This is a genomic window from Bacillus sp. N6, from assembly GCF_052805735.1.
Genome location: NZ_CM127843.1, coordinates 247501 through 262500, shown reverse-complemented (window position 1 = coordinate 262500; position 15000 = coordinate 247501). Strand labels below are relative to the sequence as shown.

Sequence of the window (15000 nt, the reverse complement as noted above, 5' to 3'; positions counted from 1 at the left end):
TGTTGTTAATCCTAAAATCTTATCCATATCTTGCGTTTTCGCAGAAAGCATAATAATAGGCATCTCTTTCGATTCTCTTACTTTCATACACATATGAATACCATCTACTTTCGGCATCATAATATCTAATACGACTAGATGCACTTCATTTTCTTCCAGTAAACGTAGCCCTTCTTCTCCGTCCCCCGCTTGTAATACTTTATATCCTTCATTCTTTAAATAGATTGTAATTAAATTCCGAATTTCTTTTTCATCATCTACGACAAGTATTGTTTCGTGTGCCACAATATCTCCCCCATTACTTTTTTAATCCCTAACTTCTATTATAGGAAAACTTCTGAAGAAAAACGCTCGGAAATCCTTAAGTTTTTCTGAAGACGCAAAAAAGGTCTAGACTCCCCTTAAGTCTAGACCTTTAAAAACCCCTTTTATTTACGAACGTAGATGAAATATAGTACGAATAAAACTCCCATAACATACATAATCGGATGAACCTCTTTACGACGACCACTCACAACCATTGTAATTGGATAGAAGATAAATCCAATCGCAATCCCAGTTGCGATACTATACGTAAGTGGCATAGAGATAATTGTAAAGAATGCTGGCACTGCAATCTCGAATTTCTTCCAATCAATTTCCCCTAAAGAAGAAACCATCAAGATTCCTACAATAATTAAAGCTGGTGCCGTTACAGCTGGCGTTACAACACTTAGTAATGGCGAGAAGAATAGTGCCAGTAAGAAGAATCCTGCTGTTACAACTGCTGTAAATCCAGAACGTCCTCCCGCTGCTACCCCTGCAGACGATTCAATGTAAGACGTTGTTGTTGATGTACCCAAGATTGCACCAATTACAGTCGCAATCGCATCTGCAAATAATGCTTTTCCTGCACGTGGTAATTTATTGTTCTTCATTAATCCAGCTTGATTCGCAACCGCTACAAGCGTACCTGCTGTATCAAAGAAATCGATAAAGAAGAACGTTATAATAACAATCCCCATTTGAACTGTAAAAATATCTCCGAAGTGCGTTAACGCCACGCCGAACGTTGGTTCTAGACTCGGTATTGCTCCCACTACAGCTTTCGGAGTATCAATTAATCCTGTTGCCACTCCTAAGATCGCTGTAAGAATCATACCGTAAAATACTGCACCATTAACTTTCTTAATCATGAAGATGATTGTCGTAACAACCCCGAAGATTGCTAGTAACGTTGTGCCCTTTGTTAAGTCCCCCAACCCAACAAGAACAGCATCATTTTTCACGATAATTCCAGCATTTTGGAATCCAAGGAATGCAATGAACAATCCGATACCTGCTGCTACTGCAAACTTTAACTCCGATGGAATTGCATTAATGATTTTTTCACGAATACCTGAAGCAGTAAGAATAATAAAGATAATACCTGACATTAATGTTCCGGCAATGGCCGTTTGCCACGGAATACCCATCGTTAACACTGCTGTATAAGCAAAGAACGCGTTAATTCCCATACCTGGCGCTAAAGCAATTGGATACTTCGCGAAAATACCCATAATTAACGAACCGATTGCTGCCGCTAATGCCGTAGCAACGAATACTGCACCTGGATCCATCCCTGTACCTGCTGGTAACCCTTTAACATTTCCAAGCGACAGCGTAGCAGGATTGACAAACAGTACGTAAGCCATAGATAGAAATGTTGTTAACCCCGCTATGAACTCAGTCTTATAATTCGTACCGAGCTCATCAAATTGAAAATAGCGTTTCATCCTACGTTTCCCCCGTTATATGATTACTCGCCGTATTTCCCCTAGCCCTCTTTTATCCCGAGAAATAAAAAAGGCTTCCATTGCATATATACATGGAAGCGTTCTATAAACAAAGACAAGTTTCCCCTCATCTTTATACAAACGCCTCGTAGTCAAGCCATTTACGGTAGCTAGGTAGAAACTTTCGGGCCATATCCCCGATATTATACGACGGCATAATATTCACTTTTCGTTTGAATTACATACTCATATTAACTCTTGAATGTATTTTTGTCAATTTAAAAGCGAACATTTTTATATTTTTTTATATTTTCGTTCGTATTAATAGCAAAAACAAAAAGATCCATCTATTCATGAATGATAGATGGATCCTTTTTATTACAATACTATTCCCACTCAATAGTTGCTGGTGGCTTACTCGTTACATCATACACGATACGGTTAACGTGTTTCACTTCGTTTACGATACGAACAGAGATTTTCTCTAGTACGTCCCAAGGGATACGTGCCCAGTCAGCTGTCATACCATCGATAGATGTTACTGCACGGATACCTACTGTGTAATCGTAAGTACGCTCGTCACCCATAACACCTACGCTACGCATACCAGGAAGTGCAGTGAAGTATTGCCAGATTTCGCGGTCTAATCCTGCTTTAATAATTTCTTCACGTAAAATCGCATCAGATTCACGAACGATTTCTAATTTCTCTTCTGTGATTTCACCTAATACACGAATACCAAGACCAGGACCTGGGAATGGTTGACGCCATACGATTTCATCAGGAATTCCTAGTTCAGATCCTAATACACGTACTTCATCTTTAAATAACGTATTTAAAGGCTCAATTAATTTGAACTGCATGTCTTCTGGAAGTCCACCAACGTTATGGTGAGATTTAATTGTTTGTGCAGTTGCTGTACCACTTTCAACGATATCTGTGTAAAGTGTACCTTGTGCTAGGAAGTCCATACCTTGTAATTTAGATGCTTCATCATCAAATACGTAAATGAATTCGTTACCGATGATTTTACGTTTTTGTTCTGGATCTTCTACACCTTTTAACTTGTTCATGAAGCGTTCTTGTGCATCCACTTTAATAACGTTCATATGGAAGCCTTCGCTAAATGTTTTCATAACGCCTTCTGCTTCACCTTTACGAAGTAAACCGTGGTCAACGAAAATACATGTTAACTGATCGCCGATTGCTTTATGAATTAATACTGCTACAACAGAAGAGTCTACGCCGCCACTAAGTGCACATAGTACTTTTTTGTCTCCAACAGTTTCACGAATCTTTTCTAATTCTACTTCGATAAAGTTCTCCATGTTCCATCCTTCAGAACAACCACATACGCCGAATACGAAGTTTTTAATTAAATCGTTACCGTGCTCAGAGTGACGTACTTCTGGGTGGAATTGTACACCGTATAAGTTTTTCGCTTCATTGCTCATACCAGCAATTGGGCAAGACTCACTTGTTGCGTCTACTACGAATCCTTCAGGTAAACCAGTTACTAAGTCGCCATGGCTCATCCATACAACTTGCTCTTCTGGAAGGTTCGCATATAATTTTGATTCGTTCTCTACTTTAAGAACAGCTTTTCCGTACTCACGGTGGTTGGCACGCTCTACTTTACCACCGAAGTGTTGTGTCATAAGCTGCATACCGTAACAGATACCGAAGATCGGTAAACCTAGTTCGAAGATTTTTTCATCACAATGTAATGCACCTTCACCGTATACGCTATTTGGTCCACCAGAGAAAATAATCCCTTTTGGATTCATTGCTTTAATTTCTTCTGCAGTAATTGTATGTGGATGAAGTTCACTGTATACACCGAACTCACGAATTCGACGTGCTATTAACTGATTGTATTGACTTCCAAAATCTAAAACGATAATTGTATCGTGTTGCTTCTTCAAAATAATCACCCCAACGTTAGTTCTCGTATATAAATATTTTCACCAATTTGGCGAAAAGCATTACCAATATAATAAAAAAAGCCAGTCCTCCGCCTCTAGTCTCATAACAAAGAAAAGGCAGGGGTCTGGCTTTATAAAGAAAGATAGTCTCCGCTCTTTATAAATATAAGACACACTGCCTTCATAGTCAGGTTGTTTACGGTAACCCGGTAGAGACTCTCAAACCATATCATTGAGGATATATGAAGGATCGTTTTATATTATCTTCCTAGATTCTAACAATGAAGTATCAATATGGTCAAGAGAGAAAGCGACAAAATTCTACAGAAATTCATTTCCTTTTCTAAAAAACATAAAAAAACATCCATTTCTATATAGAAATGGATGTTTTTTAGGGCAAACGGAATTACATCATTCCGCCCATACCGCCCATGCCCATGCCGCCCATGTCAGGCATTGCTGGTGCATTTGGTTCTGGCTTGTCAGCTACTACAGCTTCAGTTGTTAAGAACATAGCTGCAACAGATGCTGCGTTTTGAAGTGCAGAACGAGTTACTTTAGCTGGATCTACGATACCAGACTCAAGCATGTTAACCCATTCGCCAGTAGCTGCGTTGAAACCAACGCCTACTTTTTCGCCTTTTAGACGCTCTACAACTACAGATCCTTCTAGACCAGCGTTGATTGCGATTTGACGAACTGGCTCTTCTAGTGCGCGAAGTACGATGTTGATACCTGTTGCTTCGTCGCCTTCAGCTACGATAGAAGCTACTTTCGTGTATACGTTCATAAGTGAAGTACCACCACCTGCAACGATACCTTCTTCTACTGCTGCACGAGTTGAGTTAAGTGCATCTTCAATGCGAAGTTTGCGCTCTTTTAACTCAGTTTCAGTTGCTGCACCGACTTTAATTACTGCTACGCCACCTGCAAGTTTCGCAAGACGCTCTTGTAATTTTTCACGATCGAATTCAGAAGTTGTTTCTTCTAATTGCGCACGAATTTGACCAATGCGAGCTGCGATTTGCTCTGTATTTCCAATACCTTCAACTACAGTTGTGTTTTCTTTTGTAACAACAACTTTACCAGCACGTCCTAAAGATTCAACTGTAGCAGATTTTAAGTCACGACCTAATTCTTCAGTGATTACTTCGCCACCAGTTAAGATTGCGATATCTTCTAGCATTGCTTTACGACGGTCACCAAATCCAGGAGCTTTAACAGCTACTACATTGAATGTACCACGAAGTTTGTTCACTACTAATGTAGCTAAAGCTTCGCCTTCTACATCTTCAGCAATGATAAGAAGTGGTTTACCTTGTTGTACCACTTGCTCTAATACTGGTAAGATTTCTTGAATGTTAGAAATCTTTTTGTCAGTAATTAAGATGTATGGGTTATCAAGAACTGCTTCCATTTTATCAGAATCAGTAATCATGTAAGGAGATGCATATCCACGATCAAATTGCATACCTTCTACTACGTCTAATTCTGTTGTAAATCCTTTAGACTCTTCTAAAGTAATAACGCCGTCGTTACCAACGCGCTCCATTGCTTCAGCGATTAATTGACCTACTTCTTCGTCAGCTGCAGAAATAGCAGCTACTTGTGCGATAGAAGATTTGCCTTCGATTGGTTTAGAAATCGTTTTTAATTCTTCAATTGCAGCAGTAACAGCTTTTTCGATACCTTTACGAAGACCCATTGGGTTAGCACCAGCTGTTACGTTTTTAAGACCTTCACGAATCATAGCTTGCGCTAATACAGTTGCAGTTGTTGTGCCATCACCAGCTACATCATTTGTTTTGCTAGCAACTTCTGCTACTAATTTTGCACCCATGTTTTCGAATGCATCTTCTAATTCGATTTCTTTTGCGATTGTTACACCATCATTTGTAATAAGTGGTGAACCAAATTTTTTCTCAAGTACAACGTTACGACCTTTTGGTCCAAGCGTTACTTTTACTGCGTTTGCAAGAGTGTCGACACCGCGAAGCATCGAACGACGTGCTTCTTCACTAAATTTAATATCTTTTGCCATAATAATTGACCCCCTTGGATTTTTTAAGATTTATATAATTAACCGATAACTGCTAAAATGTCACTTTCACGTAAAATCAAGTAGTCTGTACCTTCGTATTTCACTTCAGTACCTGCATATTTTGAGAAGATGATAAGATCACCTGCTGCTACCTCTAAAGCAACACGCTCACCATTTTCAAGCACTCGACCAGTACCTACTGCAACAACTTTACCCTCTTGTGGTTTTTCTTTTGCAGTATCTGGTAATACAATACCACTTGCTGTTTTTTCTTCTGCTTGAACAAGCTCAATTACAACGCGATCACCTAATGGCTTTAGCATGAACAATAACCTCCTCATTTTGTATGTAAATTTTATTTATTAGCACTCAAGTCATCCGAGTGCTAACACACTTATAATAATAAATAATCTCAATTTCTTTTGCAAGTAAAAAAATCATAATTTTTTCGCAAATTACTATATAAACTTTCTATATAGAATACTGCCTTTACTATATGAATCGTTGTTTCCCCTACTCGTATGTTACAATATGAAAGACACCCTAAGTTGTTTTCGCTAAACGTACAACTTTTTCCTGTCTCCTACTTTAATTTCAAATACGGATTTACAAAAAAATCATAATTCGAATGAAAGTTTATATCGTAGATAACATATTTACATGTTATCCTACCTCATCTCATACACTAGAGTTAGAAAGGATGGTTAAACTATTTGAAGAAACAATACTGGTGGATTATCGTTACATACATTTTAATGCAGTTATCTGGAATTGTTGGATTACCACTTCTCCTAAAAACAGGACTCTATGATAATAGAGGATTTACCATGGAGGAAAAAGGACAAATCATAACGGGACACTGGGCAATTATTAGCTTCTTTGTTGCATTATGTATCGTACTTTGGTTACTTAGAACAGACATTCGTGACAGGCATTTAGATGCAATGCGCTCTTCTGTTCCAGCTACTATTGGATGGATTTTCATCGGCTTCTTCTTGGCTTTCTTTTCACAAATAGTTGCCGGTATGATCGAGATGCAGCTGCTAGGAATTAAACAAGGTTCAGAAAATACAATGAAACTGATGGAAATTGCAAGAACGACACCTTGGTTCCTTATTGTCGTATCTATAATCGGACCTATCTTGGAAGAAATCGTATTTAGAAAAATTTTATTTGGTACACTTTATAAGAAGTTTAACTTCTTTATTGCAGCTATCATTAGTTCGCTTGTATTTGCAGCAATCCATTTTGATTTTACTCACTTATTGGTATACACTGCTATGGGGCTCGTATTCGCCTTCTTATATGTGAAGACGAAGCGTATTATCGTTCCGATTGCAGCTCATGTTGCGATGAATACATTAGTCGCTATTGGGCAAATTTTTATGAGCAATGAGCAAATTCAAGAAATGATTAAAGAAGCTGAAAAAATGCAAGGCTTTATCGGAGGATTTTTTGTATGAGAAACTCACCATTGTTCATGGCTGCACTATACTTCCTTCTTGGATGTATCTTTACACGCTTCGCCATTACGAACGTAACAGATACAATCTGGAATGTGTGGACAATACTATTTGCAGTTATGGCAACAATTGATTTTAATTTGGCACTTCGCCTTATATTAGTTAAATTCACAAAGAAGAAACAATAATAAAACGCAGAGGTCGCTTCCTCTGCGTTTTATTGTGGATAGTTTTTCAAAAAGTAAACTAATGTTTGTAACTCTACAGCTAAATCAATATGATGAATTCTAATATTCTCTGATACGTTTAATCGTGCTGGTGTGAAATTCAAAATACCATGCACGCTCGTTTCAGCTAATCTATCTGCTACAGCTTGTGCTACTGTAGCCGGTACTGTTAATATTGCCACTTGTATATCATTTGATAATCTCTCTTCTAATTCATCTAAATGGTATACAGGAATGCCCCCGATTTCTGTTCCAACTTTCTCTTCACTAACATCAAATGCCATTTCAATTTTTGTATTATTGTTTTTCGTGAAATTATAATGTAAGAAAGCGGTCCCTAAATTACCTACTCCAATAAGTGCTACACGCGTTATATCATCTTGATCAAGTGTTTCGCGGAAAAATGATAATAAATAATTTACGTTATATCCATATCCCTTTTTCCCTAACGCTCCAAAATACGAAAAATCTCTTCGTATTGTTGCGGAATCTACTTTTACCGCTTCACTCAATTCGGCCGATGAAACACGCTGCTTACCAGAAAGAGATAAGTTTTGGATAAATCGATAGTATAGAGGCAATCTTTTAGCAGTGGCTTGTGGAATCTTTTGCTGATCCATATAACCTCTCCTCTCTTCCTATCTTTATTCATATACTTTAATCAAATACAGAAGTTTAGCACTCATTAAATTCCTTGTATAATAAAGAGAAGAAGTATTCTCTCTTATTTTAAACTATACACTATTTTTAGTATGATTGAGAAATATAAACATGGCAAAGTTAAGAAATTATTTGAGGTGAAAACATTGATTTTATTACAAGTAAATGGACTTTCGAAATTATACGGTGCAGAAACAATTCTTGCAAACATAAAATTGGAAGTACAAACAAAAGATCGTATCGCATTAGTTGGAAGGAATGGAGCTGGAAAATCTACATTATTAAAAATTATCGCTGGTGAGTTATCACATGATGGTGGCGAAATTATAAAACCGAAAGATGTCTCAATCGGGTATTTAGCTCAAAATACCGGCCTAGAAACGTCTTTAACAATTTGGGATGAAATGCTAACCGTCTTTACCCACTTACAGCAAATGGAGACAAAACTTCGAAGGCTTGAGCAAGAAATGGGAAAAGAAGAAAACTTTTCAAACGAAGCTATATATGAAAGATTGTTAGCTGATTATGACCAATTGCAACTCAATTATAAAGATCAAGGTGGATATCAATATGAAGCGGACATTCGCTCCATTTTAAGCGGCCTTGGCTTCCCAGTTGAAACGCACCAGACGACGATTTCTACTTTAAGCGGTGGGCAAAAAACAAGATTAGCTCTTGGGAAATTATTATTAACAAAACCAGACTTACTTATTTTGGACGAGCCTACAAACCATTTAGACATCGAAACATTAACATGGCTTGAGCAATATTTACAAGGTTATCCTGGCGCAATATTAATCGTTTCACATGACCGTTATTTCTTAGACAAACTCGTTACACAAGTATATGAAATTTCGAATAAAGAAAGCAGACGATTTGTTGGTAACTACAGTAAATATTTAGACTTAAAATCAGCATTATATGAGCAAGAAATGAAACGTTACGAAAAACAACAAGATGAAATCGCAAAACTTGAGGACTTCGTTCAAAAGAATATAGCTCGCGCCTCTACAACGAAACGTGCTCAAAGTCGCCGTAAACAACTAGACAGAATGGAATTATTAACGAGACCATTAGGTGATTCTAAGTCAGCATCATTCCACTTCGATATTGAAAAGCAAAGTGGAAATGATGTTTTACAAGTAAAGGATGCAACCATTGGCTATGATGAGGACCCTATAATTGAAAACGTAACTATGCGCTTAACTCGCGGAGATAGTGTTGCTTTAGTTGGTCCAAACGGAATTGGGAAATCCACATTATTAAAATCTATTGTGAATAAGTTACCACTATTAAATGGCGATGTTTCTTTCGGATCAAATGTATCTGTTGGTTATTATGATCAAGAACAAGCAAACTTAACATCTTCTAAACGGGTTTTAAATGAACTATGGGATGAATATCCACTGCAACCTGAAAAAGAAATCCGTACTATACTCGGGAACTTTTTATTTACAGGAGATGATGTACTGAAACCAGTATCTTCCCTTAGTGGTGGACAAAAAGCTCGATTAGCTCTTGCGAAACTTATGATGCAAAAGTCAAATTTATTAATTCTGGATGAGCCTACGAACCACCTTGATTTAAATAGTAAAGAGATTTTAGAGAATGCTTTAATTGATTATCCAGGGACTCTTCTATTTGTCTCACATGACCGCTACTTTATTAACCGTGTAACAACGACTGTGGTTGAGTTATCAACAGAAGGTGCACAGGAATATTTAGGGGATTACGATTACTATGTGGAGAAGAAAAATGAAATGATTGAACGCGCAGCATTTGAACAACAAGAACAGCAAGAAAATCAGGCACCTGTTCAAAAAACTGTAGCTCAAGAAAAATTAAATTATCTCGAAGAAAAAGAGCGTAAACAATTAGAACGTCAACGCACTCGAAAAATTGAAGAACTAGAACAAAACATCGTAAACTTAGAAGAAGAAATTGCTACGTTAGAAGATCAACTTTGCTTACCAGAAATATATGCAGATTATGAAAAAGCGAGTGAAATTACAACTAAAAAACAAACGCTACAAGAACAACTTGAAACGTGTATGGCAGAGTGGGAAGAGCTACATGTATAAGAGTATTTAAATAAGGAAGATGTCTCATCAGTCATGATTTTTGACTATGTGACATCTTTTTTCTTTAAGTACATAAATAATTTTTTGAATATATCAATGGTAACTCGGAATATATCAACCATTTTTCAAATACATCTATCGTAACCCTATATATAAACGATTCGACACGAAATATCGATTTACCGACAAGGATTGACAACATCAGCACCCTCAATAATAGAAGGATATTTCAAAATGTTTTTCAGGGATATCTTCTTACATTTTATTTCCCAAAAAACAATATATTCAAAGGTCAGACTTCATCTAGTTTATCCACAAACTTATACACATATCCACCTTTATAAAATAGCTATCAAAACAACTTTTCCACATTACCCACAACTAACAAAAAAGATATCAACACTTTATATACACAACAAAACCCACATTATCAACAGATAATATGGGTTTTATCCACAAGCTGTGGTTAATTATGTGCATAACTATGCTTCAATATCTAATCCTGGATTCGCATTTAAGGCTAATGTTGCACGCTTGCCTTGTTCATACGCAATTGTCCCTGCCGCTGCAATCATTGCTGCATTATCTGTGCATAAAGATAGCGGTGGAATAATTAGTTCAATGTTTTCTTTTTGTGCAAATTCTTCTTCTAATCGCGCACGAAGTCCTTTATTAGCAGCTACTCCACCAGCAAGAAGTAATTGCTTTACATTATAAGCCTCTGCTGCACGAGCTGCTTTCGTTACAAGTACATCTATTACACTTTCTTGGAAACTTGCCGCTAAATCTTCTGGTTTAATTTCTATACCACGTTGTTTCGCGTTATGCACAGTGTTGATAACTGCTGATTTCAATCCACTAAAGCTAAAATCATATGAATTCGGTTCTAGCCATGCACGAGGCAAATCAATTGTTGGTTCTCCTTCATGTGCAAGACGATCAATATGAGGACCACCTGGATATGGCATAGATAACGTACGAGCTACTTTATCATATGCTTCTCCAGCTGCATCATCTCGCGTTTCACCAATTACTTCAAATGAACCATGTTCTTTCATATAAACAAGTTCTGTATGCCCACCAGATACAACAAGTGATAATAGCGGGAATTGAACCTCTTTTACTAAACGGTTCGCATAAATATGACCAGCAATATGATGAACACCGACTAGCGGAATATCATGTGCAAAAGCTACTGCCTTCGCTGCATTTACCCCAATTAGAAGTGCTCCTACTAAACCAGGCCCTTCTGTTACAGCAATTGCATCAATATCATCAAATGTGATGTTTGCTTCTTTTAAAGCTTCTTCTAACACAACTGTAATTTCTTCTACATGATGACGGGATGCAATCTCTGGTACAACCCCGCCAAAACGTTTATGACTTTCGATTTGTGATGCAACGACATTCGCAATAATTTCCGTTCCATTTTTAACAACCGCTACCGCTGTTTCATCACAGCTTGTTTCAATCCCAAGTATAATCGTATTTTTTTCCATTATATATTCACCCACATTACAAGACCATCTTCCTGATTGTCTGCATAGTATCGTTTACGAATTCCACCATTTTGAAATCCATATTTTTTGTACAACTGCTTTGCTACTTCATTTGATACACGTACTTCAAGCGTCATTGTTTTTACCCCTAGTTCTTTCGCTTCTGAAATAACTGCTTTCAATAAGGCATCTCCTAATTTTTGACCTCGGTATTCTGGCAAAATAGCTATATTTGTTATATGTGATTCATCAATAATTATCCACAATCCACAATATCCGATTACACGACCATCTTTTTCTAACACAATATAATGTGCATGTTCATTCATCGTTAATTCACGGTGAAAGGCATCTGCAGTCCAAGGAGTTGAAAAAGACACTTCTTCAATAGCTACAATTTGAGCAATATCATCAAGTTCCATCTTTCTAAATATCATATCCATCTTCTGCAAGGCCCCTACTTGTTTTGACTTTCTAACCACTTTGTTTCAGCTTCAGCTAAACGAAGATAGCTCGGAACAAACGTATGCACATCTTGTTCTTCTTTTTGTAACCCTAAGAATGCTAGCTCACTTGGTCTTGGATTATTTTTAGTAAAAGGAGCGAATACAGCTTGATCACCTAAATGTTCTATAATTATTTCTTTATGCAATTTAACATCATTACCGATAAATAAAACAGGCTGTCCTTTATCTTTTAACATTTGCAACCAGTCCACAATAAGAATAATTCGGTCTTCTTCTATTGAAGTTAACTGCTCTCCTTCATATGTATATAATCCAGTATAGATTTGCCCACGTCTTCCATCAAATAAAGGACAAATTAATCCATTAAAGTTAGCACCGTTTGCAGCTACTACCTCTAAACTTGATACACCTACAATTGGTATTTGAAGTGACCAAGCTAATGTTTTTGCCGCTGTCACGCCTATGCGAACACCTGTATATGATCCAGGTCCAGCAGCTACTACGATTTTAGTTAATTCCTTCGGTTTTACACCACATTCTTTTAACAGTTGCTCTACAGCTGGCATAAGACGTACAGAATGGTTTTTCGTCAAATTTGTAATAATTTCCCCAATCACGTTTCCTTCCTCAATAAGGGATACACCCATTACGTAATTTGAAGTATCAATTGCTAGTACTTTCATCTTGTAATAGCTCCTCACATAATCTAATATAGCGATCTCCAATTGGCTCGAGTATAATTTTTCTTGTGTCATCTCCCGCATGGAATAAACTAATTTGTAACTTTTCATTCGGTAAATATGCTTCTATTAAATGAGCCCATTCCACTACCGTAATTCCTTCACCGTAGAAATACTCATCAAAGCCTAAGTCCTCTTCGCTTTCTGCTAAGCGATACACGTCCATATGATATAGCGGTAATCTTCCTTTATATTCTTTAATAATATTAAAGGTAGGACTATTTACAACTCTTTTCACTCCAAGACCTTTTGCTAGTCCCTTTGTAAAAGTCGTCTTACCAGCTCCAAGATCTCCTTCTAAAATAATTACATCTTGTGCTTCTACGAGTTCACCTAGTTTTTCTGATAATCTTTGTGTTTCCTCAGAAGATTTTGTTGTTACTTCATATTTTCTCACAGACTTCACCTACTTTACTCACAATGTTCTCTGCTCTTTATTATACAGGTTTTGAATATATAAAAAAGTCCTTAGGAGTTGTCCTAAGGATAGTTTGACTGTCTTTATTAGTTTTTTGTTAAAACAAATAAAAAAATACGAAACAACTTGTTTCGTTCTTTTCTTTATATAAAATGGCGGTCCCGACCGGGGTCGAACCGGCGATCTCCTGCGTGACAGGCAGGCATGTTAACCACTACACCACGGGACCATTTGGTTGCGGGGACAGGATTTGAACCTGCGACCTTCGGGTTATGAGCCCGACGAGCTACCGTACTGCTCCACCCCGCGATGATATAAATAGCTTGGCGACGTCCTACTCTCACAGGGACAAGGTCCCAACTACCATCGGCGCTAGAGAGCTTAACTTCCGTGTTCGGTATGGGAACGGGTGTGACCTCTCTGCCATCATCACCAAACTATTGAAGGTATATTCCTTCAAAACTAGATAACATTTGCTACATATTATATGGTTAAGTCCTCGATCTATTAGTATTCGTCAGCTCCACATGTCACCATGCTTCCACCTCGAACCTATCAACCTGATCATCTTTCAGGGATCTTACTAGCTTACGCTATGGGAAATCTCATCTTGAGGGGGGCTTCATGCTTAGATGCTTTCAGCACTTATCCCTTCCGCACATAGCTACCCAGCTATGCCCTTGGCAGAACAACTGGTACACCAGCGGTGCGTCCATCCCGGTCCTCTCGTACTAAGGACAGCTCCTCTCAAATTTCCTACGCCCACGACGGATAGGGACCGAACTGTCTCACGACGTTCTGAACCCAGCTCGCGTACCGCTTTAATGGGCGAACAGCCCAACCCTTGGGACCGACTACAGCCCCAGGATGCGATGAGCCGACATCGAGGTGCCAAACCTCCCCGTCGATGTGGACTCTTGGGGGAGATAAGCCTGTTATCCCCGGGGTAGCTTTTATCCGTTGAGCGATGGCCCTTCCATGCGGAACCACCGGATCACTAAGCCCGACTTTCGTCCCTGCTCGACTTGTAGGTCTCGCAGTCAAGCTCCCTTATGCCTTTGCACTCTACGAATGATTTCCAACCATTCTGAGGGAACCTTTGGGCGCCTCCGTTACACTTTAGGAGGCGACCGCCCCAGTCAAACTGCCCACCTGACACTGTCTCCCGGGTCGATAAGACCCGTAGGTTAGAATTTCAATACAGTCAGGGCGGTATCCCACCAGCGCCTCCACCGAAGCTAGCGCTCCGGTTTCAATGGCTCCCGCCTATCCTGTACAAACTGTACCAAAATTCAATATCAGGCTACAGTAAAGCTCCACGGGGTCTTTCCGTCCTGTCGCGGGTAACCTGCATCTTCACAGGTACTATAATTTCACCGAGTCTCTGGTTGAGACAGTGCCCAAATCGTTACACCTTTCGTGCGGGTCGGAACTTACCCGACAAGGAATTTCGCTACCTTAGGACCGTTATAGTTACGGCCGCCGTTTACTGGGGCTTCAGTTCAGAGCTTCGCTTACGCTAACCCCTCTCCTTAACCTTCCAGCACCGGGCAGGTGTCACCCCCTATACTTCGCCTTACGGCTTCGCAGAGAGCTGTGTTTTTGCTAAACAGTCGCTTGGGCCTATTCACTGCGGCTTTCCGTTAAGAAAGCACCCCTTCTCCCGAAGTTACGGGGTCATTTTGCCGAGTTCCTTAACCAGAGTTCTCTCGCACACCTTAGGAT

Annotated in this window: 13 protein-coding genes, 2 tRNA genes, 2 rRNA genes and 2 riboswitches (2 of these 19 cut by a window edge); of the genes, 3 read left to right on the top strand and 14 right to left on the bottom strand. The window is 38.7% G+C overall.

Annotated features, from left to right (window positions below; translation table 11 throughout):
• The 5 genes from ACUXVC_RS01525 to groES form a co-directional block, all read right to left on the bottom strand.
• Nucleotides 1-285 carry the beginning of a response regulator transcription factor gene (locus ACUXVC_RS01525; RefSeq protein WP_000929891.1) on the bottom strand. 417 nt of this gene lie to the left of the window's left edge, so 285 of the gene's 702 nt are visible here — the first part of the coding sequence; its start codon is at nucleotides 283-285; its stop codon lies beyond the left edge, outside the window.
• 143 nt (nucleotides 286-428) lie between these two features.
• A complete protein-coding gene (locus ACUXVC_RS01520) occupies nucleotides 429-1754 on the bottom strand; it encodes an NCS2 family permease (RefSeq protein ID WP_000833096.1) in 1326 nt (441 codons plus the stop codon).
• A 129-nt stretch (nucleotides 1755-1883) separates the two neighbouring features.
• Nucleotides 1884-1985: riboswitch (purine riboswitch) on the bottom strand.
• A gap of 155 nt (nucleotides 1986-2140) precedes the next feature.
• Nucleotides 2141-3679, bottom strand: a complete 1539-nt coding sequence (guaA, locus tag ACUXVC_RS01515) for a glutamine-hydrolyzing GMP synthase (protein WP_000743908.1) — start codon at nucleotides 3677-3679, stop codon at nucleotides 2141-2143.
• A 164-nt stretch (nucleotides 3680-3843) separates the two neighbouring features.
• Nucleotides 3844-3945: riboswitch (purine riboswitch) on the bottom strand.
• Nucleotides 3946-4085: 140 nt separating this feature from the next.
• Nucleotides 4086-5720 (bottom strand): chaperonin GroEL, encoded by a 1635-nt coding sequence (gene groL, locus ACUXVC_RS01510; RefSeq protein ID WP_001029992.1) that lies wholly within the window; start codon nucleotides 5718-5720, stop codon nucleotides 4086-4088.
• 38 nt (nucleotides 5721-5758) lie between these two features.
• On the bottom strand, nucleotides 5759-6043 hold the full coding sequence (gene groES / locus ACUXVC_RS01505; RefSeq protein WP_000917311.1) for a co-chaperone GroES: 285 nt from the start codon (nucleotides 6041-6043) through the stop codon (nucleotides 5759-5761).
• A 390-nt stretch (nucleotides 6044-6433) separates the two neighbouring features.
• Here groES and ACUXVC_RS01500 point away from each other — a divergent pair, with 390 nt between their 5' ends.
• Together ACUXVC_RS01500 and ACUXVC_RS01495 are read left to right on the top strand one after the other, a co-directional pair.
• A complete protein-coding gene (locus ACUXVC_RS01500; protein ID WP_064531572.1) occupies nucleotides 6434-7183 on the top strand; it encodes a CPBP family intramembrane glutamic endopeptidase in 750 nt (249 codons plus the stop codon).
• Complete coding sequence (locus tag ACUXVC_RS01495; RefSeq protein ID WP_001246204.1) at nucleotides 7180-7371, top strand: YdiK family protein; 192 nt, start codon at nucleotides 7180-7182, stop codon at nucleotides 7369-7371. Before ACUXVC_RS01500 ends, ACUXVC_RS01495 begins: the two co-directional genes overlap by 4 nt.
• Before the next feature lie 29 nt (nucleotides 7372-7400).
• On the opposite strand, the gene ACUXVC_RS01490 is transcribed toward ACUXVC_RS01495, so the two are convergent.
• Nucleotides 7401-8030 carry a redox-sensing transcriptional repressor Rex gene (locus tag ACUXVC_RS01490; RefSeq protein ID WP_000372699.1) on the bottom strand — a complete coding sequence of 210 codons (630 nt, stop codon included), beginning with the start codon at nucleotides 8028-8030 and terminating at the stop codon, nucleotides 7401-7403.
• 186 nt (nucleotides 8031-8216) lie between these two features.
• Here ACUXVC_RS01490 and ACUXVC_RS01485 point away from each other — a divergent pair, with 186 nt between their 5' ends.
• On the top strand, nucleotides 8217-10151 hold the full coding sequence (locus ACUXVC_RS01485) for an ABC-F family ATP-binding cassette domain-containing protein (RefSeq protein ID WP_217989926.1): 1935 nt from the start codon (nucleotides 8217-8219) through the stop codon (nucleotides 10149-10151).
• Nucleotides 10152-10633: 482 nt separating this feature from the next.
• Here the strand turns inward: ACUXVC_RS01485 and tsaD are convergent, their stop codons facing one another.
• The 8 genes from tsaD to ACUXVC_RS01445 form a co-directional block, all read right to left on the bottom strand.
• On the bottom strand, nucleotides 10634-11650 hold the full coding sequence (tsaD, locus tag ACUXVC_RS01480; protein ID WP_000414595.1) for a tRNA (adenosine(37)-N6)-threonylcarbamoyltransferase complex transferase subunit TsaD: 1017 nt from the start codon (nucleotides 11648-11650) through the stop codon (nucleotides 10634-10636).
• Nucleotides 11650-12093 carry a ribosomal protein S18-alanine N-acetyltransferase gene (rimI, locus tag ACUXVC_RS01475; protein WP_000367207.1) on the bottom strand — a complete coding sequence of 148 codons (444 nt, stop codon included), beginning with the start codon at nucleotides 12091-12093 and terminating at the stop codon, nucleotides 11650-11652. Before rimI ends, tsaD begins: the two co-directional genes overlap by 1 nt.
• Nucleotides 12094-12107: 14 nt before the next feature.
• Nucleotides 12108-12800 carry a tRNA (adenosine(37)-N6)-threonylcarbamoyltransferase complex dimerization subunit type 1 TsaB gene (gene tsaB, locus ACUXVC_RS01470; RefSeq protein WP_000865770.1) on the bottom strand — a complete coding sequence of 231 codons (693 nt, stop codon included), beginning with the start codon at nucleotides 12798-12800 and terminating at the stop codon, nucleotides 12108-12110.
• A complete protein-coding gene (gene tsaE, locus ACUXVC_RS01465) occupies nucleotides 12781-13254 on the bottom strand; it encodes a tRNA (adenosine(37)-N6)-threonylcarbamoyltransferase complex ATPase subunit type 1 TsaE (protein ID WP_016083766.1) in 474 nt (157 codons plus the stop codon). Before tsaE ends, tsaB begins: the two co-directional genes overlap by 20 nt.
• Before the next feature lie 174 nt (nucleotides 13255-13428).
• Nucleotides 13429-13504: transfer RNA gene (locus ACUXVC_RS01460), tRNA-Asp, on the bottom strand.
• 3 nt (nucleotides 13505-13507) lie between these two features.
• A tRNA-Met gene (locus ACUXVC_RS01455) sits at nucleotides 13508-13584 on the bottom strand.
• 12 nt (nucleotides 13585-13596) lie between these two features.
• Nucleotides 13597-13712, bottom strand: a 5S ribosomal RNA gene (gene rrf / locus ACUXVC_RS01450).
• A gap of 50 nt (nucleotides 13713-13762) precedes the next feature.
• Nucleotides 13763-15000: ribosomal RNA gene (locus ACUXVC_RS01445) — 23S ribosomal RNA — on the bottom strand (it continues 1684 nt past the right edge of the window).

Excerpts from the sequence above, each read along its gene's own strand:
- groES (WP_000917311.1), bottom strand. The coding sequence starts at position 6,043 with ATGCTAAAGCCATTAGGTGATCGCGTTGTAATTGAGCTTGTTCAAGCA.
- ACUXVC_RS01495 (WP_001246204.1), top strand. The coding sequence starts at position 7,180 with ATGAGAAACTCACCATTGTTCATGGCTGCACTATACTTCCTTCTTGGA.
- groL (WP_001029992.1), bottom strand. The coding sequence starts at position 5,720 with ATGGCAAAAGATATTAAATTTAGTGAAGAAGCACGTCGTTCGATGCTT.
- ACUXVC_RS01520 (WP_000833096.1), bottom strand. The coding sequence starts at position 1,754 with ATGAAACGCTATTTTCAATTTGATGAGCTCGGTACGAATTATAAGACT.
- ACUXVC_RS01490 (WP_000372699.1), bottom strand. The coding sequence starts at position 8,030 with ATGGATCAGCAAAAGATTCCACAAGCCACTGCTAAAAGATTGCCTCTA.
- rimI (WP_000367207.1), bottom strand. The coding sequence starts at position 12,093 with ATGGATATGATATTTAGAAAGATGGAACTTGATGATATTGCTCAAATT.
- tsaD (WP_000414595.1), bottom strand. The coding sequence starts at position 11,650 with ATGGAAAAAAATACGATTATACTTGGGATTGAAACAAGCTGTGATGAA.
- tsaB (WP_000865770.1), bottom strand. The coding sequence starts at position 12,800 with ATGAAAGTACTAGCAATTGATACTTCAAATTACGTAATGGGTGTATCC.